General features: G+C 69.5%; 18 protein-coding genes. 9 read left to right on the plus strand and 9 right to left on the minus strand.

All coding sequences use genetic code 11. From position 1 onward, the window contains the following. Positions 1–178: 178 nt before the first annotated feature. Both ON37_RS13795 and ON37_RS32935 read left to right on the plus strand, forming a co-directional pair. The gene (locus ON37_RS13795) at positions 179–1,039 is read left to right on the plus strand and encodes a SigB/SigF/SigG family RNA polymerase sigma factor (RefSeq protein ID WP_040719704.1); all 861 of its coding nucleotides are present in this window, start codon (positions 179–181) and stop codon (positions 1,037–1,039) included. A 36-nt stretch (positions 1,040–1,075) separates the two neighbouring features. Further along, a complete protein-coding gene (locus tag ON37_RS32935) occupies positions 1,076–1,222 on the plus strand; it encodes a hypothetical protein (RefSeq protein ID WP_157171455.1) in 147 nt (48 codons plus the stop codon). A gap of 86 nt (positions 1,223–1,308) precedes the next feature. On the opposite strand, the gene ON37_RS13800 is transcribed toward ON37_RS32935, so the two are convergent. The 3 genes from ON37_RS13800 to ON37_RS13810 are packed head-to-tail and all read right to left on the minus strand — an operon-like array spanning position 1,309 to position 5,625. Further along, complete coding sequence (locus ON37_RS13800; RefSeq protein WP_040719678.1) at positions 1,309–2,604, minus strand: ATP-grasp domain-containing protein; 1,296 nt, start codon at positions 2,602–2,604, stop codon at positions 1,309–1,311. A 59-nt stretch (positions 2,605–2,663) separates the two neighbouring features. Further along, on the minus strand, positions 2,664–3,608 hold the full coding sequence (locus ON37_RS13805; RefSeq protein WP_051031565.1) for an alpha/beta hydrolase fold domain-containing protein: 945 nt from the start codon (positions 3,606–3,608) through the stop codon (positions 2,664–2,666). Beyond that, the gene (locus ON37_RS13810) at positions 3,601–5,625 is read right to left on the minus strand and encodes a CocE/NonD family hydrolase (RefSeq protein WP_040719708.1); all 2,025 of its coding nucleotides are present in this window, start codon (positions 5,623–5,625) and stop codon (positions 3,601–3,603) included. The genes ON37_RS13805 and ON37_RS13810 overlap by 8 nt, the downstream gene beginning before the upstream one ends. 231 nt (positions 5,626–5,856) lie before the next feature. On the opposite strand from ON37_RS13810, the gene ON37_RS13815 reads away from it, so the two are divergent. Then, positions 5,857–6,195 carry an STAS domain-containing protein gene (locus ON37_RS13815; protein ID WP_051031570.1) on the plus strand — a complete coding sequence of 113 codons (339 nt, stop codon included), beginning with the start codon at positions 5,857–5,859 and terminating at the stop codon, positions 6,193–6,195. 66 nt (positions 6,196–6,261) lie between these two features. On the opposite strand, the gene ON37_RS13820 is transcribed toward ON37_RS13815, so the two are convergent. Beyond that, positions 6,262–7,299, minus strand: coding sequence for an LLM class F420-dependent oxidoreductase (locus tag ON37_RS13820; protein WP_040719682.1), 1,038 nt, complete (start codon positions 7,297–7,299; stop codon positions 6,262–6,264). A 224-nt stretch (positions 7,300–7,523) separates the two neighbouring features. Here ON37_RS13820 and ON37_RS13825 point away from each other — a divergent pair, with 224 nt between their 5' ends. Both ON37_RS13825 and ON37_RS13830 read left to right on the plus strand, forming a co-directional pair. Further along, positions 7,524–8,180, plus strand: a complete 657-nt coding sequence (locus ON37_RS13825; RefSeq protein WP_051031566.1) for a cyclodeaminase/cyclohydrolase family protein — start codon at positions 7,524–7,526, stop codon at positions 8,178–8,180. A 140-nt stretch (positions 8,181–8,320) separates the two neighbouring features. Then, positions 8,321–9,061 carry a L,D-transpeptidase gene (locus ON37_RS13830; protein ID WP_040719683.1) on the plus strand — a complete coding sequence of 247 codons (741 nt, stop codon included), beginning with the start codon at positions 8,321–8,323 and terminating at the stop codon, positions 9,059–9,061. On the opposite strand, the gene ON37_RS13835 is transcribed toward ON37_RS13830, so the two are convergent. Beyond that, complete coding sequence (locus ON37_RS13835) at positions 9,062–9,910, minus strand: bifunctional 5,10-methylenetetrahydrofolate dehydrogenase/5,10-methenyltetrahydrofolate cyclohydrolase (RefSeq protein WP_040719685.1); 849 nt, start codon at positions 9,908–9,910, stop codon at positions 9,062–9,064. A gap of 191 nt (positions 9,911–10,101) precedes the next feature. On the opposite strand from ON37_RS13835, the gene ON37_RS13840 reads away from it, so the two are divergent. The 3 genes from ON37_RS13840 to ON37_RS13850 all read left to right on the plus strand — a co-directional run bounded on the left by ON37_RS13840 (position 10,102) and on the right by ON37_RS13850 (position 12,420). Beyond that, positions 10,102–10,956 carry a YdcF family protein gene (locus tag ON37_RS13840; protein WP_040719687.1) on the plus strand — a complete coding sequence of 285 codons (855 nt, stop codon included), beginning with the start codon at positions 10,102–10,104 and terminating at the stop codon, positions 10,954–10,956. A gap of 40 nt (positions 10,957–10,996) precedes the next feature. Next, entirely contained in the window at positions 10,997–11,821 is an 825-nt protein-coding gene (locus tag ON37_RS13845; protein WP_040719689.1) for a putative protein N(5)-glutamine methyltransferase, read from the plus strand. Positions 11,822–11,904: 83 nt separating this feature from the next. Beyond that, positions 11,905–12,420 (plus strand): NUDIX hydrolase, encoded by a 516-nt coding sequence (locus ON37_RS13850; protein ID WP_040719690.1) that lies wholly within the window; start codon positions 11,905–11,907, stop codon positions 12,418–12,420. A 6-nt stretch (positions 12,421–12,426) separates the two neighbouring features. On the opposite strand, the gene ON37_RS13855 is transcribed toward ON37_RS13850, so the two are convergent. Next, positions 12,427–13,254: an SDR family NAD(P)-dependent oxidoreductase gene (locus tag ON37_RS13855; RefSeq protein ID WP_040719691.1), complete on the minus strand. Its 828-nt coding sequence runs from the start codon at positions 13,252–13,254 to the stop codon at positions 12,427–12,429. A 36-nt stretch (positions 13,255–13,290) separates the two neighbouring features. Next, positions 13,291–14,862 (minus strand): succinic semialdehyde dehydrogenase, encoded by a 1,572-nt coding sequence (locus tag ON37_RS13860; protein ID WP_040719693.1) that lies wholly within the window; start codon positions 14,860–14,862, stop codon positions 13,291–13,293. A gap of 129 nt (positions 14,863–14,991) precedes the next feature. Between ON37_RS13860 and ON37_RS13865 the strand changes: the two genes are divergently transcribed. Next, entirely contained in the window at positions 14,992–15,693 is a 702-nt protein-coding gene (locus ON37_RS13865) for a TetR/AcrR family transcriptional regulator (protein WP_051031571.1), read from the plus strand. 7 nt (positions 15,694–15,700) lie between these two features. On the opposite strand, the gene recD is transcribed toward ON37_RS13865, so the two are convergent. Continuing rightward, positions 15,701–17,584, minus strand: coding sequence for an exodeoxyribonuclease V subunit alpha (gene recD, locus ON37_RS13870; protein WP_040719695.1), 1,884 nt, complete (start codon positions 17,582–17,584; stop codon positions 15,701–15,703). Continuing rightward, positions 17,581–20,321, minus strand: a 2,741-nt coding sequence (locus ON37_RS13875; RefSeq protein ID WP_040719713.1) for a UvrD-helicase domain-containing protein, incomplete at its 5' end; no start/stop codon positions are given. The genes ON37_RS13875 and recD, both read right to left, overlap by 4 nt.

The raw sequence follows: 20,321 nt of genomic DNA on the forward strand, positions 1-20,321 counted from the left end.
TGTCTCCGCGATACCCACCGACGCATCCGCAACACGCGCTCGGCCGCCGGCGTCGCCCGCCCCGCCGGCCCGAGGCTCTTGTTTGAGTCCCCGCGACACGGATACCACTGCCGCAACAGTCGACGACAGTTCGACAACACGACTTCACCAGCACGACGTGAACGGAGTTTGCGAGAATATGGCCACAACGCCGACAGCACCTCGTTCCGATGCCGATCGCGCCCGCCGCGGAAACGACCCGTACGACGGGATCGAGGAGTCGTTCCGGGCACTGGCCGCCCTCGACGCCGACGACCGGGAGCGCGAGGCCCTGCGCGAGCAGATCATCACCACCTGCATGCCCTTGGCCGAACACATCGCGCGGCGCTTCGCCGGGCGCGGCCAGTCCGCCGAGGACCTGCGACAGGTCGCCAACCTCGCCTTGGTCCTGGCGGTCGACCGCTTCGACGTGACCCGCGGCGTCTCCTTCACCTCCTTCGCGGTGCCGACGATCATGGGCGAGGTACGCCGTTATTTCCGCGATGCCGCCTGGGCGGTGAAGGTCCCCCGGCGAATGAAGGAGCTGCGCGGGGACATCTCCCGGCTCACCCCGGTACTGGCGCAGCGTCTCGGCCGCGATCCCAGCGCCCACGAACTCGCCCGAGAGCTCGATGTCTCGGTGGAGGAGGTCAGCCAGGCGTTCATCGCATCGCACAGTTACCTGTGCGATTCCCTGGACGAGTCGTTCGACGGTGAGGACGACGCACCCACCCCGCTGGGGGCCCGGCTGGCCGTGAGCGAGCCCTGCTACGAGCTGATGGAGAACGCCATGACGGTGCGGCCGCTGCTCGAGGCGCTGCCGGAGCGCGACCGCACGATCCTGGTGCAGCGGTTCTTCGAACGCAAGACCCAGACCGAGATCGCGGCACTGCACGGCGTCTCGCAGATGCAGATCTCGCGCCTGCTGACCCGGATCCTCACCTCCCTGCGGGAACAGGCGCTCGCCGATACCGAGCCCGCGGCGAGCACGACCCGCCGGTCCCGCCGACACGCCGCATAGCGCAGCCGCAAGAGTCCCCCAGCAAAGGGAGCCCCCATGACCGAGCCGAACCACTCAGACGTGGACGCCGACCAGCCCACCCGCCGCCGTACCGAACCGGAGGACCGGGACGACGAGCGGATCACCCCGGAGCCGGCCGAGGACCTGGGTACCGAAACCGGTGCCCAGGAACCTCCCGACTGATTCCGGCCCTAGCGGACACCGAGCGAGCCCGGCCGATACCGATTCGGCCGGGCTCGCTCAGGCACTGCTGTCCGCGGTTCTCGCTGTTATCCGTTGTTCCCGTCGAGACCCGTCTCGTCGAATTCGAAATGCAGCGCGGCCACACAACGCTCGAATTTCCGGATCATCTCCGCTTCGCTGTCGGCGCCGACGAAGATATCCGCCAATTCGTAGCTGTAGCTGTCCTGAGCCGGCATATCCGACAGCCGAGTGCCCACACCGGGCACGATGTCGATTGTCACGCCGGGGATTTCACGCTCGATCTCCTCGATCTCGGCCGCGGACGGTACCCGGGTCACGACACCGTCCGCGAACCGCCGGTGGTACCACTTGGCCGCGATCTCGTAGTCACCGTTACCGCGCGGGAGCGCGGGATCCCGCCCCAGGCCCAGTTGCACCATGCAGTGATGGTTCGGGACGCCGTCGACGGCGAGGAACATGTCCGCATGCGATTGCGAATGCCGGGCGTTGATCTCCAGCACCGACACCCGCCCGGTCTCCGTATCGCAGAAGAATTCGATACTGAACGTGGAATTGTCCAATCGCATTTCGCGCATCACCCGCCGCGAGATATCCGACATTCGCTCCACGATGTCGGCCGGCAACTGCGACGGATACTGATGACGCAGGAAGCAGGGGGTGTCGGGATAATTGATCGAATCCAGCGCGCCGGTGACGGTCACCTCACCCTGGTAAACATATCCCTCGGTCGCCGCCTGCACCCCGGTGAGCGTCTCCTCGGCCAGACACGCCTGCCCGCCGATCGCGCTGATTTCCGGCGGTAGGTCGACCTGGTCGAGGACGAATTCGAAGGGTTTACCGACCCGCGAGATACCTTCACGAATCTGCCGGACCGCCTCGTCGAATTCCTGGTCGTCGTGGACGTGGAAGGCCAATTCCGAGGAGAAGGATTTGACCGGCTTGAGCCAGACCGGGTACCGCAACCCGTCCGGCAGTCGCGGCTCGCCGTCGAGGTCGACGATGCCGAAGCCGGGAACATCGTCGAGCACCGTGCGCTGTACCAGCCGGCTCCAGTACTTGTGCTCGCACCGCACCACCCCGTCGAGGTTCGGGCCGGGCAGCCCGAACTTCCGGCACAGCATGGGCACCAGCGCCGTCACCGGGAAATCCCAGTACCCCACGATCGCGCCGATTCGGCCGTCGAAATCGGCCAATTCCTTTTCCGCCTTGTGCAGCAGATCCTCGATCGGGATCTCACCTTCCTGCGTCTCGTCGATACCGAGCAGCGGATGAAAGCGGAACCGGTCGGCACCGGGAATCTTTTCCAGCGTACGCACATTCCCTTCGTCCAGACCGAGCACGAAAATGTCGATTGCGTTCAACGGGGTACCTCTTTTCGAATTTCGCAGTGGTGGCTGCGTGCTACCCCCGCAACCGCGGCTTACACTCGGGCCGGACGTTGCACGATGTGAACCAATTCTCGAAGGGCGTGCCGAGCCTCGGGAATATCGGCGATATGCCAGGCATGAATCATGCCCGGGTATTCGTAGTAGTCGAGTTCGGTTCCCTCGTCGGCGCACCGGGACCGGAACCGGCGCGCGTCCGCCAGCAGAATGTCGCGGGTGCCGACGAACAGACTGAGCCGGCCGGGCGTCGCCGTGGGGGCGTTCAGCGGACTAATACGCGGATCGCGCGGATCCAGGCGTCCCGCGTAGAGCCGTCCGGCCTCGACCAGCCCCGCGATACCGAGATAGGGATCGCACGGGTCGAGTTCGGCCGACATCGGATCGGACATGGTGACGTCGAGCCACGGGGAGATCAACACCACCTCCTTGGGCGCCGCGGTCTCCGGCGCGCGGGCGGTGCGGGCCAGCACCAGCGCCAGCGCCGCACCGGCCGAATCCCCCATGAACACAGTGTCTTCCGAGGCGGTGCCGGCGAAGGTCGCGGCATGCGCCGCGCGCACCATCGCGACGGTGTCCTCGGCGTGGCAGCCCGGGGCCAGCGGGTACAGCGGCACGGTGACCGTACATCCGGTGCGGTCGATCAGCCGGGAGAGGAAGGTCCAGTGATCGTGCTGGATCTGATGGACGTAAGCCCCACCGTGCAGATACAGCACGTGCCGGCGGCTGCCGCCGTACTGCGGGCGCAGGGTGTACACCGGTCTGCCGCGAATGACGCGGCGCGTCACCCAGTGATGCAGATGCACCTCCGCGGGCGGGCTGTCGCGTTCGGGCCGTTGACTTTTCGGAATGCTCTCGTGCAGCGCGTCGACATCGGCGAAGGTCTTCTTGGCCCGGGTCACCCGCAGCGCGGCGATCATCATCCGGCTACGCAGACTCGGTTTGCCGAGGTTCACCGGCAACACCGGCGGTCGGTCATACATGGTCACGGGGAATCGTCCTGGTCCAGTTGCGCGAGAAGATTCGCTGCTCCCCTTCGAAACCGTCCAGCTCGGCGTGCACGACGAAATCCGAAGGGGTGCAAGTAACGTGGGTGCGGGTCTCGGTCCGGGTGCGCCAGTCGCCGCGCGCGAAGCTCATCGACCACGCCGTTTCGGCGGTGGCCGAGCAGAAGTCGTCGGCCTGCCAGCTGTAGCGTTCCCGGACCTGGCGGTCGACGTCCAGATCGTGCTCGTCGAAGTGGACGAGGCCGGCATCCTTGACGATGTCCAGCGCGGACCGGTACTCGATCAGATCGCGCCACACCGTCCATTTCTGTTCGCCGGGGCGGACCTGGGTGGTGGCCATCGGCTCCGCGCCCTCGGGCGGGCCGAACGGTTGTGCCACGATGTCGTCGGCCTCGGCGATCGGCCGGATCGGCAGCCGTAGACCGCTGCCCTCGGTGTACACGGTGACCAGCGCCGGTTCGGGCGGTGGCCAGGCCAGCGGCCAATACGAGCTCGACAGCGACAGCCGGATCCGATGCCCCGCCGGGAAGGCCTGCGCCACCGCGTTGAGCTGCAGCGTGACCCGGTAGCGGCGACCGGGTTCGAGCGGGCGTGGATCGTCGTGCCCGTCGCGATGAGTGAGATTGAGCAGACCGTAGGTGACGCGGGTGGCGCGCCCGTCCGGTGCGACGTCGGAGAGCCGGGCCGCGATCATCGCCACGGGTTTGTCGGCCGAGACCTCCAGCGTCAGCTCCGGCGCGCCCAGGATCTCGCAGCGTTCGGTCAGCTCGTCGGTGTCGAACACCAGCGAGCCGCCGTCCTCTTCGCGCTGGTCGTAGGGCAGATCGGGCGGGGCGCTGTAGGAGGCCCACTTACCGGCGAACTGGCCGACCGACAGCGGCGATTCGACCGACAGCTGCGCCGGCGCCGGGTTCTCCCCCGGCCGCGCGATCCGATGCCGGCCCAGCGGATGCGACACCGTCCGGACATGCGGTGACGGCCAGCTCGGTTCACCGACCCAGCGACCGGGCCGTTCCTCGTAGGACGTCGACGGCGGCACACTCTCCTGCATCCACGTGTAGAGCATCGGGCCGTCCATCACCCCGTTGTCGGCGTCGGCGAGCCAATGGTCCCACCAGCGCACGACCTCCTGGAGATACCCGATCGCCGGGCCCGGCTCCCCCAGATGCGGATACTTGTGCGACCACGGGCCGATCAGGCCCTTGCGCGGGACGTCCAGATTGGCCAGCACGCGTGCGACGGCATTGGAGTAGCCGTCGGCCCAGCCGCTCGAGGCCAGCACCGGGACCTGGACGTCGGAATAGTTCTCACAGACCGAGGCGCGCCGCCAGTACTCGTCGCGACGCTGATGCTCGAGCCAGTTCGCCGCCCACAGGCTGCAGTTCTGCAACCGGTCCAGCCACATGTCGCGCCAGCGCTCGCCGACCAGGGCCGGGTCGGGCGGCAGCGTGCTGTAGGCGAACATGGTGGCCGATTCGGCGATATTGTCCGACAGCAGCGCACCCCCCATGTAGTGCATGTCGTCGGAGTAGCGGTCCTCGGTGAACGAGGAGATGACGATGGCCTGCAGACCCGGCGGTTTGCGGGCGGCGACCTGCAACGCGGTGAAGCCGCCCCAGGAGATGCCCATCATGCCGAGGCGGCCGTTGCACCAGGGCTGCTCGGCCATCCAAGCCAGCACGTCCTCGGCGTCCTCGTGCTCCTGGTCGAGATATTCGTCGACCAGCACGCCCTCGGACTCACCCGTGCCACGCAGGTCCACCCGCACGCAGGCATACCCGTGACCGGCCAGATAGGGGTGGTGGATCGAGTCGCGGACCGCACTCAGATCACGTTTGCGGTAAGGAATGTATTCCAGGATTCCGGGTACCGGCCGGTCGTCGGCCGCGATCGGCCGCCAGATCTTGGCCGCGAGCCGCACGCCGTCCGACATCGGAATCCACACGTGTTCGTCCACGGTGATCTGCTGCGGCAGCGACGTCACCGTCCGCATCGGCACCCTCCTCCGCCCGGCCGCTCGGGCCGCGGCTGATCGATCGGTTGCATACTCGCGGCGACTACCCGCTGCCGAGCCGATTACACACCGGCACGGATACCTGGTCCGACCATCGAACTCGTTGCGGCGCAAAGCAATTGCCCCGCGACCCGGCCCCGGTCACGGCTACCGGGTAGATTGGCAGCCGTGACCAACACTTCCGGAGACGCGTATCCCCTCGCCGACGCGATGACCACCTCGGTCACCGTGCACGACGATGCGACCGTGCTCACGGTGGCCGGCGAGGTCGACCTGGCGACCGCCCCCGCACTCGAGAATGCCATCGAGGCGACCCTCGGCGGCAAACCCGCGGCGCTGATCATCGACCTGCTGCAGGTGAGCTTTCTGGCCTCCGCCGGGATGGCCGCCCTGGTAGCCGCCCATCAGCGGGCCGGCTCCGCGACCCGCATCGTCCTGGTCGCCGAGGGGCCCGCCACCAGCAGACAGCTCAAACTCACCAATCTCGATCAGGTCTTCGCCCTGCATCCGACGCTCGACGCCGCCCTGGCGGCGCTGCATCAGGGCTGACCCGCACATCCGCACGGAATTCTCGTTGCCGGCGGTCCGAGAGCCGGACCGCCGGCAACGACCGTTTCAGACCAGTTCGCGCAGCTGTTCGATCAGTTTCACCCGTTCCGGCGCCGTGGCGGCCAGCGGAACGACGTTGAGCACCGTCACACCGGCCTCACGGAACGCGGCCACCCGTTCCTTTACGAATCCCGCCGAGCCGATCAGCGAGATGTCACGCACCAGATCGTCGGGCACCACCTTGGCCGCCTCGTCCTTCTTGCCGGCCAGATACAGCTCCTGGATGCGGTCGGCCTCGGCGCCGTAGCCGTATTTGGTGGCCAGGGTGTGGTAGAAGTTCTTGCCCTTGGCGCCCATCCCGCCGATGTACAGCGCGAGATGCGGCTTCACGAATTCGCGCAGCGGTTCCACGTGGTCGCCGATGGCCAGCGCCGGGCCGGCGTAGACGTCGAGTTCACCCAGCTCCGGGGCGCGCTCGGCCCGACCGGCGGCCAGTGCGTCCCCCCACACCTCGCGGGCCTTCTCCGGCAGGAAGAAGATGGGCTGCCAGCCCTCGGCGAGTTCGGCCGCGAGCTGGACGTTCTTGGGCCCGAGCGCGGCCAGCAGCACGGGGATCCGGTCCCGGACCGGGTGGTTGATCAGCTTCAGCGGTTTGCCCAGGCCGGTGCCGCGCTCGGCGGGCAGCGGCACGGTGTAGTACTTGCCCTGGTATTCCAGCCGTTCACGCCGCCACACCTTGCGGCAGATCTCGACCACTTCCCGGGTGCGCCCGATCGGGGCGTCGTAGGGCACGCCGTGGAAACCCTCGATCACCTGCGGCCCGGAGGCGCCCAGGCCGAGGATGTAGCGGCCGTCGGAGACGTAGTCCAGTCCGGCCGCCGTCATCGCGGTCAGCGTCGGCGTGCGGGTGTAGAGCTGCAGAATGCCCGAGGCCAGCTGTACCCGTTCCGTTTTTGCGGCGAGATAACCCAGGCCGCTGACGGCGTCGTAGGAGTAGGCCTCCGGGACGAAGACGATGTCGAGCCCGGCTCGTTCCAGATCGGCGACCTCGGCCGCGACTTCCTTGAAGCCCCCCGCATAGTTGATGCCCAACCCGATCCGCATCTTATGCAACTCCGTTCATATGCACCCAGTTGCAGTGACAGTAACCCACTGCGCCACGCGTAAACAAGCACGACCACCGCCGGGGGCGGCCCGGGTTCCATCCTGCACACCGCCCGCACGCCCGCGTCGACAGGGCGGCACCGGCCGACTCGGTCGCGTGGCCGCCGGCCCGGTACGGTGGTCGGCGTATCGCACCGATCCTTCGAAACGGGAGGCCCCGCAGCATGTCTCAGGACACCGCATCGTCGCCGGACACCACGACGTTCGGAAGTTCGACGATCGGCCGCTACCTGGACGATCTCGCCGCCAAGATCCCGGCCCCCGGCGGTGGCGCGGTCGCGGCACTGCACGCCGCCCAGGGCGCGGCCCTGGTCGCCATGGTCGCCCGCTACACCACCCGGGCCAAGGACGCCGACAATCGCCCGGCCATCGATCGGATCATCGCCGCCGCCGACGCCGCCCGCGAGCGCGCGCTGGCCCTCGCCGACGCCGATGCCGCGGCCTTCACGGCGGTGGGCGACGCCTACAAGCTCCCCAAGGACACCGACGAACAGATCGCCGCCCGCAAGGAGGCCATCACCGCGGCACTGCTGCAGGCCGCGCGCGTTCCGGCGACGGTAGTCGCCGAGGCCGACGAGGTGCTGTCACTGGCGGCCGATCTGCTGCCGATCGGCAATCCGAATGTGGTCACCGACATCGGCGCCGCCGCCGACGCCGCCCGGGCCGCCGCAGCGAGCTCACAACTCAATATCGCCATCAACGTCGCCTCGCTCGGCGACCACGAGGCCGAGGAGTTCGCGCCGGCGCTGCGCCGCGTGGAGGAGATCTTCGCGCGCGCCGACGCCCTGCACACCGACGTCCTCGCCGCCGTCGTGGGCTGATCGGCACTACCACACACCCCCGCAACCCTTGGTTTGCCACGCCGTAACTGTCATTACGAAGCGAGAACTATTCCGGGGTTCATGATCATCCGGACATAGAATCGAGGGTCCGAACGCAAACCACCTGAGGGGGTGGAGCCATGAGGAACATGATGCGTCAACTGTTCCTGGCGGCAGTTATCGCACTACTCGCCGCGGTCACATCCGGCACCGCGACCGCGGTGCTCGTGACACCGCAGACCGCATCCGTGGCCTCGATCTCACCGGCGAACGGCGCCGTGGTCGGGATCGCCAGCCCGGTCACCGTCCGATTCACCGCGCCGGTGCCCGATCGCGCCCGGGCCGAACGTTCCGTGCACGTCGGTGCCGCGCCCGGATCGTTCTCGTGGACCAGCGACCGCGAACTGGTCTGGACCTCGTCCGGATTCCTGCCGGCCGACTCGCGGTTCACCGTGACCGCGGGCAATGCCCGATCGGAATTCCGGACCGACGGCGGCACCACCGCCGACGCCGACATGTCGGCGCACACCTTCACCGTCTTCATTCCCGGCCAGCCGCCGCGCGTGATGCCGGCGTCGATGGGTAAACCGGGCCGCGAGACCCCGGTTGGGACCTTCCCCGTCATGGAGAAGGACCGCACCATCATCTTCGATTCACGCACCATCGGCATTCCGCTCGACGATCCGGAGGGCTACTACCTGACCGGTGAATTCGCCGAACGCCTCACCTCGAGCGGCGTTTTCGTGCACTCGGCACCGTGGTCGGTGGGCCAGCAGGGCAATACGAACGTCAGCCACGGGTGCATCAATCTCGCACCCGCCGATGCCGAGTGGTACTACGACAACGTGAGTGTGGGTGATCCGGTGACCACCCACTGGTGATCAGCGCGCGGCTTCGGCGGCCGCCACCACGTGCCGCATCAGCAGGGCGGTGGTGACCGGGCCGACGCCGCCCGGCACCGGGCTGAGCGCCGCGGCGCGACCCTGCACCGCGGCCGCATCCACATCGCCGACGATGCTGCCGTCGGGTCCCTCGTTGGTGCCGACATCGATCACCACCGCGCCCTCGCGCACATGCGCAGCGCCGATCAGCCCCGCCCGTCCGGCGGCCGCGACCACGATATCGGCGGCCGAAGTGACCGCGGGCAGGTCGGTGGTGCGCGAATGGCAGACCGTCACGGTGGCGTTCTCCGCCAGCAGCAGTTGTGCCAGCGGTTTGCCGACCACATTGGAGCGGCCGACCACCGCGACATGCCGACCCGCCAGGTCGATGTCGTGATGTTTGGCGAGTTCGACCACCGCCTGGGCGGTTGCCGGCGGGAATCCCGGGAGACCGGCGGCCAGCAGCCCGAGTGACAGCGGACTCACCCCGTCGACATCCTTGGCCGCCGCGATCGCCGAGCTGACATCGTTGAGATCCACGCCGTCCGGCAGCGGGGTCTGCAGCATCACCGCGTGCACGGCCGGGTCCTCGCTCAGTTTCGCCAGTGCCGCACGGATCTCCTCGGCGCTTGCCTGTGTTCCGAGATCGGTTGTCTCACAGTCGATTCCGAGTCGGCTCGCCGCGCGTTGCAGCGAATTCACATACCATCCGCTGGCCGGATCGTCGTTGGCGACGACCAGAACCAGGCGCGGCGCGGCTCCGGATTCGGCCAGCGCGGCGGCGCGTTGTTTCGTCTCGGCGTTCAGGTCGGCGGCGAGTTGTTTGCCGGTCAGCGAAATGGTGTCCACCCGGTCACCTTATCGGGCCGCGCACCAGCGGCGACGCCCGCCACCACCGGCCCGGAACCCGGACCGGGACGGCGCAAATCCGGGGTGTCGGCCGAATCGCGCCGTATCGTGGGCTCGGTTGTGCCAATACCACCCATGCGTGATCCCGCTCGCCCGGAAAGGTGTCGACTGCAGTGAACATCGCAAGACGTGTGAAGCATCTTCTGGTCGCGGCCTCGGCCGCCGCCCTGCTGGTCGGGCCCGTGACCGCGACCGCGACGGCCGCCGACGGACCGGCGCCGCTGTACAACTCGGCTCAGACCAATTTCGTCAACGGCAACGACGCGGCCGGCCTCGCCGACCTGCGCGCGCTGCTGGACCAGGCTCCCGACGACGCGCAGGCGCTGGCCCTGCAGGGCATCTGGTCGGACTACACCGGCGATCTGATCACCCGGGAAACCGCCTTCAACCGCCTCGCCGCCATCGATCCCGAGATGGCGCAGGGCGCACGCAATCTGATCGGCGCCATCGGCGCCGCCGTCGGCACGCTGCCCAATCCCCTGCCGGCCCTGATCGGCCCGCAGACCGGCATCGTGGTCCTCGGCTACGGGCTGCTGCCGGACGGCAGCATGCGGCCGGAGCTGGTCAATCGGCTGACCGCCGCCTGGTTGCAGGCCATCGCCGCGCCGTTCTCGCCGATCGTGGTCACCGGTGGCAATCCGCAGAACGGAGTGCCGGAGGCCGCCGCGATGGCGGGCTGGCTCATCGGCCACGGTATTCCGGCCACCCGCGTACTGGTCGAGGACCGCGCCACGTCCACCGTGCAGAACGCGCTGTTCGCCAGCCGGATGTTGCGAGACGCGGGCGCGACCAGTGCCGTGGTGGTGACCTCGCCCAACCACATTCGCCGCGCGGTGGCCGATTTCATCGTCGCGGGCACCCGGGTGGTGGGCGCGACGACCTCGCTGGATCAATTGGTATCGCAGTTGCCGCCGCCGTCGAAGGCCGCCCAGCGCGGTATCTACCTCGACGCCACCCGCACCTTCCTGCTGCCCGCCTCCCGATAGCAGGGGTGTCGGTCCTCGATCGACCGACCAGAATGGTCGGGTGAGCCGTGATCCGTCCGAAAGCGCTACCGCCGACCCGCTCGTCGCCACCCTGCGCGCCGCGGGCTGCGTCTTCGCCGAGGAGGAGGCCGATCTGCTGCGGCAGGCGGCCACCTCGCCGCGCGAACTCGCCGCTCTGGTCGATCGGCGCGTCGCCGGTGTTCCGCTCGAATACCTGCTCGGCTGGACCGAATTCGGCGGCGTGCGGGTCGCGGTCGGTCCCGGAGTCTTCGTCCCGCGGCAACGCACCGTCTTCCTGATCGAGGAGGCCGTGCGACGCACCGGCGCGCGATCCGGGGACCGGCGCACCGTGGTCGATCTGTGTTGCGGCTCCGGCGCTCTGGGCCTGGCCGCCACCACGACACTGCGGGCCCGCGGGGTGGACGTCGACGTGGTCGCTTCCGATATCGATCCCACCGCCGTCGCCTGCGCCCGCCGCAATCTGGAGCCGTTGGGCGGCCGCGTCTTCCACGGCGATCTGTTCGAGGCCCTGCCGGGCGAACTCGTCGGCCGGGTGGATCTGCTGCTGGCCAACACCCCCTACGTCCCGACGGGGCGGATCGCCGGGATGCCGCCGGAGGCTCGCGAACACGAGCCGCGGGTCGCCCTCGACGGTGGCGCCGACGGGCTCGACGTGCTGCGCCGGGTGGCGGCGACGGCCGCGCCGTGGCTCACGGTCGGCGGCTGCCTGCTGGTCGAGATCGGCACCGACCAGATCGAGACGGCGGTGGGGATCGTCCACGGCGGCCGCCTGCGGGCCGAGGTCGCCCGGTCCGACGACTACGGCGCCACCGTCGTCTGCGGAACACGGTCGCACACCCGGTGATCCGGTCACCTGCCGCTGCGCCGAGCCGCGGGCGGCACCGCACGGCGACGACGTGTTCGACCGAACCAGTAGCATCGCTCGGTGTGGAGCAGCGATATGTGCGGCGGTCGGGCCGGGTCATTCTCGCGGACGCCGAGGATCGGATACTGCTCATCGCCTACCGCGGCACCGTGGATCCGCTGTACTGGATCACCCCCGGCGGCGGCCTCGACGGGGATGAAACACCCGCCGAGGCGGCCGCGCGTGAACTCGGCGAGGAGACCGGATTACACCTCACTCCGGACGAGCTCGGCCCTCAGGTGGCGGTGGCCTCCGGACACCTCGACATCCCGGGCTGGCTGTCGGGCCTGTTCCGCGAGGACTACTTCTTCCACCGCCTGACCACCACCGGGGCCGCGCTGGACACCAGCAACCTACTGCACTACGAGACCGCGAGTATTCACGAATATCGTTGGTGGAGCAGGGCGGAACTGGCCGGCACCGACCAGACAGTCTACCCGCTCGGGCTGGCCGCCTTGCTCGGTGACCTGCTGGCGGGGCGGATTCCACCGGAACCGGTCACCCTGCCCTGGCGCGACCGGGCCGGTGAAACCGCCTGAACCGAATCAGGAGGTGCGGCCGGTGAACTCGTCCATCGAGTGGTACACGCCCACCTTGTTCAGGTAGAAGTCACGCACCTTCAGCGGCAGCAACCCGGAGATGGCGCGGTTGAGCCGGGAGGTCCACGGCAGCACCACCAACGCCGATCCGTTCTTCATCTCCCGCCAGGCGGTGTCGACGACCTCTTCCTGCTCGAGGATCGGCGTGAACCAGAAACCCTTGGCGCCGTTGAACATTCCGGTGTTGATGTAGGTCGGGCACACCGTGGTGACCTTGACATGGTCGTTGCCGGACTGCTCGAGTTCCAGACGCACCGAATCCGACCAGCCCAGCGCCGCCCATTTGGAGGCGGCGTACACGCTCATCCGCGGATTCGACACCAGCGCCGCCGACGAGGCGATGTTCAGCATCCGCGCCGGTGATTTGCGGTTCACCATCGCGGGCAGGAATTCCAGCGCGACGTACATGGGCGCCAGCGAGTTGATCGCCATCGTCTTGTCGATATCGGCGCGGTTCTCGGTCTCCCAGAAATAGCCGTTGCCGCGCACGATGCCCGCGTTGTTGACCAGGATGTCGATATCGCCGACCTCGGACCGGACCGCGGCCGCGGCGTCGATGATCGACTGCTGATCCGAGACGTCGACCACGTAGTGGTGGACCCGGCTCACCGCACCGGAGGACAACTCCGCGGCCGTCTGCTTCAGCGCGGCCTCGTTGATATCCCACAGCACCACATCGGCGGCCTGTTCGCGCACCGCCCGCTGCGCGAAGGACTTACCCAGCCCCATCGCCGCGCCGGTGATCAGTACCCGCTTGCCCGCGACCGTATCCATATCCGTTCCTTTCCGAGATGCCCGATCCGGGCGAGATCACTTCTGCCGCAACGCTTTCATCACGCCGAAATACAGCGTCATGGTCTTCGCCCACAGTGCCTCCGACATCCCCGGCAGCGGCGCGATCGGCAGCGCGCGCTGCACGGCGACGGTCTGGGTGTCGACGTATTTCAGCAATCCTTCGGGGCCGTGGCGGCGCCCACTGCCGGAGATGCCGAGCCCGCCGGAGGGCGCCGCGACACTGCCCCACGCCGCGATGAAGCCCTCGTTGACGTTGACCGAGCCGGCGTCGATGCGCGCCGCGATCGCCCGGGCGCGGGCGGTATCCCGGCTCCACACACTGGCGTTGAGGCCGTAGGCGGTGTCGTTGGCCTGCTCGACGGCCTCGTCGTCGCTGTGCACGCGATAGACCGACACGACCGGCCCGAAGGTCTCCTCGCGATACACCGTCATCCCCGGCCGCACGCCCGCGAGCACGGTGGGCTCGTAGAAGTACGGGCCCAGATCCGGTCGCGCCCGGCCGCCGGCCAGGACGGTGGCGCCCTTGGCGACCGCATCCTCGACGTGGGCCGTGACGGTGTCGAGCTGGCGCGCGAAGGTCAGCGAACCCATCTCGTAGGAGTAGTCCAGTGCCGAGCCGAGCCGCACCGCCTTGGTGGCCGCGACGAATTCGTCGACGAAGCGGTTGTAGACGTGGTCGTGAACGTAGATGCGCTCGATCGATTCGCACAGCTGCCCGGCCGAGGCGAAACAGGCCCGCACCGCGATTCTGGCGGCCGTGCGCACATCGGCATCGGCCAGCACCAGCAGCGGATTCTTACCGCCCAGTTCCAGCGAGTAGCCGATCAATCGCCGGCCGGCCTGCTGTGCGATGGTGCGTCCGGTGGCGCTGGAACCGGTGTAGTCGACGTAATCGGCACGCGCGATCACCTCACCGCCGATCGCCGCACCGCGGCCCAGGACCGCCTGCCACAGGCCGGCGGGCAGACCGGCCCGCTCCGCGGCGTCGATGGCCCACAGCGCGGTCAACGCGGTCTGGTTGTCGGGCCGGGCGACGACGGCATTTCCGGCCAGCAACGCCGGCAACGCATCGGAGGCCGCCAACGCCAGCGGGTAGTTCCACGGGGAGATCACCGCGACCACGCCCTTGGGCCGGTTGTGCACCTCGACCTGGGTCAGCATGGGCAGCACGCCGCGCGGGGTGCGGGTGGCGAGCAACCGTTCGGCCGTGGCGGCGTAGTAGCGGGCGTTCACCGCCACATCGCCGACCTCGTCGAATGCGTGCACTCGGGACTTGCCCGCCTCGGTCTGCACGATATCGAGGACGGTGTCCTGTTCGGCCAGAACCAGATCGTGGAAGCGCCGCAGCACCGCGGCCCGCTCCCGCACCGGCACGGCCGCCCACTCTCGCTGAGCGGCCCGGGCGGTGGCGAAGGCGGAGTCGATATCGGCGGTGGACGACTGCGGCAGGTCGGCGATCTTCGCACCCGTCGCCGGGGCGAACACCGGCACCGAGGGGGCGCCGCCGGCCACGGCGCGGGCGATCAATCGGTCCACCAGGTCGCGCGGCAGGGCCGTGGCGGGAGCAAGTTCCGGGGCGGTCGTCATAGCAGCCTTCTCGATCGGTGCATGTCCGGCATTTTCTCTAACACCAGTGTTAGATTAACACTGGTGTTAGATTAATGGGGTGACACCGGGCGGTGTCAAGCCCACCGGTGCCGACCAGGAGGAATGCGGATGCCCGAGGACGCGGTGGTCAGCACCGCCGGCCGGAATCGCCGCGGCCGCCCGCCCCAGACCCCGGAACAGGCCGACGAGGTCCGCGCCCGGATCGTCGCGGCGACCGCGGCGGCGTTCACCGAATTCGGCTCGCACGGGTTGAGCGTGGCCCGGATCATCCGCGCCGCCGGCATCTCCCGGCCGACGTTCTACCGCTACTTCGCCAATGCGACGGCACCACTCGACGTGGTCCTCACCCGATCCAACGAGGGTCTGGTGGGCGGTATCCGCGCCGCACTGGAACGCTCGGACGAGCCGGTGGCGCTGGGCATCGGCATCATCGACGCCTATCTGGACTGGGCGCGCGGCCACGGCCCGATGCTGCGGCCGGTCTTCGCCGAACTGCACGACCCGAGTTCACCCGTGTCGAGCTACCGCGAACGGGCCTTCGAGGATATCCGCGCGCTGGTGCGCTCGAAATTCCGGACACTGGGCCGAGAGCTGCCCACCCCACTCGACCTCGACACCGCCCTGCAGGTGTGCGCCTTCGTGGTCTACCAGATATCGCTGGCGACCGCGCCGGGCGCCGATCCGGATCCCGAGGCGGTGGCCGCGGCCCGGCTGACGATGATCCGCACCGTCCTGGTCACCCTCGGGCGCCGCGAGGATGTCGAACTCGCCCTGACGATTCCGGGGATCTTCGCGCCCGCACAGGGGTGAGCACGGCTCAGCCGCGCAGGCCGCTCGCGCGCAGCACGCGCCGGGAGATGCCGGCCTCGAGCGCCTCGGCCGTCCCGATGATCCGCACCCGCTGCCGGGCGCGGGTGATCGCGGTGTAGAGCAGTTCGCGGGTCAGGAGGGTGGATTCCGGACCGGGCAGCACGATCGTGACCGCGCCGTACTGACTGCCCTGGCTGCGGTGGATGGTCATCGCGTACACCGTGGTCACGCTCGGAAATTGGGTGGGGTGCACCAGATAGGGTTCGCTGCCACGCTGCAGTGCGGCGCGCAACCCGCCGTCGGCGGCGCGCACGATGACGCCGGTGTCGCCGTTGTAGATGCGGGCCTCGTGATCGTTGGCGGTGACCAGCAGGGGCTGCCCGGGAAACCACTGCCCGGCAACGGATTCCGTGCCGATGCCGGCGGCCGCGACCCAGGCGCCCGCCATCCGGTCCCAGCGTTCGACCCCGAACGGGCCCTGTCGGTGCGCACACAGCAACCGGTGCGATTCCATCGCCCGCAATGCCGCCGCGGCATCGCCGATCTCGGCGGCGGCCGTGCACTCCCGCGCCGCCCGCACCACATCGGCACGGACGTCGGCGATCTCGTCGGGTTCGTGTAGTGCCAGCTCCGTGCCGCCGTCGGCGAGCAGCGCCAACGCCGTGTCCGCGTCGCCGGCGCGCACCGCGACCGCCAGCTCGGCGATCCGGCCGCCGAACCGGCGACCACGGGTGAGCCGAATCATGCCGCCGCGCAGGCGATGACGTTCGCGATCGGACAATCCCTCACCGGCGGCGCCGACGCTTGCCGCCTCGGTGCCGAGAATCCGCTCCAACAGCGGATTCGCCGGGCCCAGCACCGGCCCGGCGACGAGGTCGGCCAGGACCGCGCCGGCGTCGACCGAGGCCAGCTGATCCGGATCGCCCACCAGGACCAGCCGGGCGTCGGGACGCACGGCCGGCAGCAGCCGGCTCATCATCGTCAGCGACACCATCGATGTCTCGTCGACCACGATGACGTCGTAGGGCAGGCGATTGTGGGCATGATGCCGGAAGCGGGTGGTGCCCCCGCGCTGCCAGCCCAGCAGGCGGTGCACGGTGGCGGCGGTCAACTCCGGCAGATCCAGGTCGGCGGCCTGCTCTCGCACCGATTCCTGCAGCCGCGCCGCGGCCTTTCCGGTCGGAGCGGCGAGCGCGATGCGCAGTGGCGTGGTCTGTTTCATCGCCCGGTGATGCGCGACCAGCAGCGCGAGGATGCGGGCGATGGTGTGGGTCTTCCCCGTTCCCGGACCGCCCGCGACGACGGTGGTCCAGCTGGTGGCCGCCACCGCCGCCGCGATGCGCTGCCGGTCGGGCGCCGCCCCGGGCCCCCCTGTGCCGGGGAACAGGCGATCCAGTTCGCGGCGCACGGTCTCCGGATCGACGAGCGGATGGCCGGTGGCGCGCTCCGCGAGCACGTCCCGGATGGTCTGCTCCTGCCGGTAGTACCGGTCCAGATACAGCAGCGGCCCGCCGTCGGATTCGACGAGCCGCAGCGGGCACAGCGGACCCGCCGGGCTCCCGCACACCAGCGGACTCACCCGCAACGCCGCGCACAACTCGTCGAGGTCGGGCCACGGCAGTGCCGCCGGATCCACCGGCTCCACCGCGCCGAGATCGAAACCCTCACCGTCGACGCCGATTTCGTGCATGCGCCGCAACTCCAGGCAGACCGAGCCGGATCTGACTGCACGCACCGCGAGCGCGGCCGCCAGCAACACCTGCTCGCCGGATTCGCCGCCGAGGCGACCCAGCCGCAGCGCCACGTGCACATCCGCGGCCGACGACACCCCGGCGGCATTGAACGTGCGCAGCAACCCGGTGGCGCGTTGCGCGATGCCGATCGCCGTCATCGTGGACTCCCCCCGGCCAGCAGATCCGACAGCGCCACGATCAGCGGCGCGGGCGGATCCCAGTCGAATACGCCGTGCCCGGGGGGCGTGGCCGGTCCGACCATGCCGCGTACGAACAGATACCGCACCCCGCCCAGATGCCGGTCCGGATCGTAGTCGGGCAGCCGCCAGCGCAGATAGCGGTGCAGCGCGGCGGAATACAGCAGCGCCTGCAGCGGATAGTGCGAACGCGTCATCTCCTCGGCCATCCGGTCGCGGCGGTAGTGCGCGACGGTCAGATCTCCGCTGCCGAGCCGGTTGGTCTTGTAGTCGACAACCACGAAACGCGGTCCGGCAGTGCGCAATACGGCGTCGATGCTGCCGGTCAGGTAGCCTCGCAACGGCACGTCGTCGAGATGGTCGAGGGCATCGGCGTACCCGGCGAAGGGGTCGTCGGGGCGCAGATGCGCGCGTAACAGATCGCCGATTCGCCGCACCGTCACTCGGGTGGCGACCGGATCGTCACCGCCGGCCAACGGTAGTTCGAATTCCAATTCGTTCAGCCGGTCCCGCGACCGGATCTCGGCCAGCGGCACCGGGTCGAACGGTGTGCGCAACACCGCGTGCAGGGCGCGGGCGAGCTCCGCGGGGTCGATATCGGCCATCAGCTCGGCCACCGCGTGCTCGCACCGACGATGCACCTCCGCCGCCAGATCCGGCGCATCGGTGTCGACCAGTTCCAGCACCCCGTGCACCAGGGTGCCGAATTCCGCGCCGTAGGGCAGGCCGTTCATCAACGACGGCGTCGCCTCGGTGAATTCGGCCGCGGGCACGGGCGGCTCCAATTCCGGTGCGGGCGAGAGAGGTTCGTCGGTGCCGCCGTCGACCACATCCGCCGGTCCCGGTACCGAATCGTGGGCCGAGGCGGTGAGCGCCGAATACGAGGTGCGCCGCCAGTCGTGGTCGATGGTGCGGGTGAACCGGGCGGCGGCGAGTTCGACCGCGCCGGGCCGGTCCCGCTCCGACCGCAGGGTCGCCGCGGCGGCCGCGCGCACCGGCTCGATCTCGATCAGGCCGGGCCCGGCCGCACTCGCCCATTCCCGCAACCGGTGCAGGACCACCGGATCGGGCGGAACCTCGCTGCGGGCGGGCACCTCCGCACTGCCGGGAGTACGACCGAGCACCATCCGGTGCAGCGGGGCGGCGGCGGTGCCGTACGCCGGCGCCCACCACGCCACCACCTGGGATTGGGCGCGGGTCAGGGCGACGTAGAGCAGGCGTAGTTCCTCCCCGGCCTCCTCGGCCTCGCAGCGGCGCCGGTGGTCGGCATACCCGGGCGCCTCGGGGCCACCGACGTCGAGCACCCGCTCGCCGTCCTCGTGGAACAGCAGGGTGGCCGGGTTCGGATTCTTCGCGCCGTCCCACGCGAACGGCAGATAGACGATCGGGAATTCCAGCCCCTTGCTGGCATGTACGGTGGCGATCTGGACCGCGGCCGCGTCGCGATCCAGCCGGCGACTGCGGCCGGAGACGGTGCCGGATGCCGGATCGCGGACTCGATCCGCCAGCCAGCGCGTGAGCGCGGTCAGCCCCAGCGATTCCCGGGCGGCCACCTCGTCGAGCAGCTGGGCGATATGCCGCAGATCGGTGAGCCGACGCTCGCCACCGCTCTGCGCCAGCAATCGCGGGGCGGGCCGGGCCTGCGCGCTGAGCCGGTCGAATACGGCCGCGAACCCGGCGCGGGCGAACAATCGGGCGGCGTCGCGGAGCTGAGTGCTCAACCGCCCCACCAGATCCGCGCCACCGGCGTCGAGGTCGGCGGCCGAGAGCCCGAGCAGCGGGGTGGTCGCCGCGAGCCGCACCCGGTCGCCGCGATGCGGCTGTTCGAGTGCGCGCAGGACCCACAGCCAGTCGGTGGCGCTGACGGTGTCGAAAACGCTGGCGCCGCCGGCCAGGACGGAGGCCACCCCGGCCCGGTCGAGCGCGGCACGCACGACATCGATCTGCGCGCGGGTCCGTACCAGCACGGCGATATCGCCGGGGCCCAGGTCCCGATCGTCGATCCGCGCGCCCGATTCGAGCGTGGCGACGATATCGGCGGCCAGATCGGTGGCGACCCGGTCGCGCTGGCGGCCGACCACGGGGAACCCGCTGCCGTTCAGCGGGCCGGCTCCCTGCCGCGGAAAACACCGGAGCCGTAAGGGAACCGCGGCCGTCGCGCCGATCGTCAGCCGACTGTGCGGCCGGACCGCTCGGACCGCGGGCACGGTGATCTCCGGATGTCCGAGCGCCGCGCCGCCCTGCAGGTGATGCAGCGCCGCCAGCAGACCGGCATCGCTGCGGCGGTTGGTGTCCAGTTCCCGGCGCGCGTCGGCGTGGGCGACGGCGTCGAGGTAGCTCAGCACTTCGGCGCCACGGAAGGCATAGATCGCCTGTTTGGGGTCGCCGACCAGGACGAGCGTGGTGTGGGTGTGGAAGACCCGGCGCAGGATGTCCCACTGCAGCGGGTCGGTGTCCTGGAATTCGTCCACCAGCGTCACCCGGAACCGCGCGCGGATCCGCCGGCACGCTCGTTCCCCGTGCACCGGGTCGGCCAGCACATCGTGCAGCAGCACCAGCTGGTCGTCGAAATCGCGCAGCCCCGACAGTCGTTTGCGCCGATCCACTTCCGCGCGCACGGCCGCCGCGAACGCGGCCGCCTCCGCGGCCGGATGATCACCGAGCTCCTCCCCCGGCACCAGCCGGGCGCGCCGATCGG

Source organism: Nocardia veterana NBRC 100344 (assembly GCF_000308855.1).
Taxonomy (GTDB): Bacteria; Actinomycetota; Actinomycetes; order Mycobacteriales; family Mycobacteriaceae; genus Nocardia; species Nocardia veterana.

Excerpts from the sequence above, each read along its gene's own strand:
- ON37_RS13795 (WP_040719704.1), top strand. The coding sequence starts at position 179 with ATGGCCACAACGCCGACAGCACCTCGTTCCGATGCCGATCGCGCCCGC.
- ON37_RS32935 (WP_157171455.1), top strand. The coding sequence starts at position 1,076 with ATGACCGAGCCGAACCACTCAGACGTGGACGCCGACCAGCCCACCCGC.
- ON37_RS13805 (WP_051031565.1), bottom strand. The coding sequence starts at position 3,608 with ATGTATGACCGACCGCCGGTGTTGCCGGTGAACCTCGGCAAACCGAGT.
- ON37_RS13810 (WP_040719708.1), bottom strand. The coding sequence starts at position 5,625 with ATGCGGACGGTGACGTCGCTGCCGCAGCAGATCACCGTGGACGAACAC.
- ON37_RS13815 (WP_051031570.1), top strand. The coding sequence starts at position 5,857 with ATGACCACCTCGGTCACCGTGCACGACGATGCGACCGTGCTCACGGTG.
- ON37_RS13820 (WP_040719682.1), bottom strand. The coding sequence starts at position 7,299 with ATGCGGATCGGGTTGGGCATCAACTATGCGGGGGGCTTCAAGGAAGTC.
- ON37_RS13825 (WP_051031566.1), top strand. The coding sequence starts at position 7,524 with ATGTCTCAGGACACCGCATCGTCGCCGGACACCACGACGTTCGGAAGT.
- ON37_RS13830 (WP_040719683.1), top strand. The coding sequence starts at position 8,321 with ATGAGGAACATGATGCGTCAACTGTTCCTGGCGGCAGTTATCGCACTA.
- ON37_RS13855 (WP_040719691.1), bottom strand. The coding sequence starts at position 13,254 with ATGGATACGGTCGCGGGCAAGCGGGTACTGATCACCGGCGCGGCGATG.
- ON37_RS13860 (WP_040719693.1), bottom strand. The coding sequence starts at position 14,862 with ATGACGACCGCCCCGGAACTTGCTCCCGCCACGGCCCTGCCGCGCGAC.
- ON37_RS13865 (WP_051031571.1), top strand. The coding sequence starts at position 14,992 with ATGCCCGAGGACGCGGTGGTCAGCACCGCCGGCCGGAATCGCCGCGGC.
- recD (WP_040719695.1), bottom strand. The coding sequence starts at position 17,584 with ATGACGGCGATCGGCATCGCGCAACGCGCCACCGGGTTGCTGCGCACG.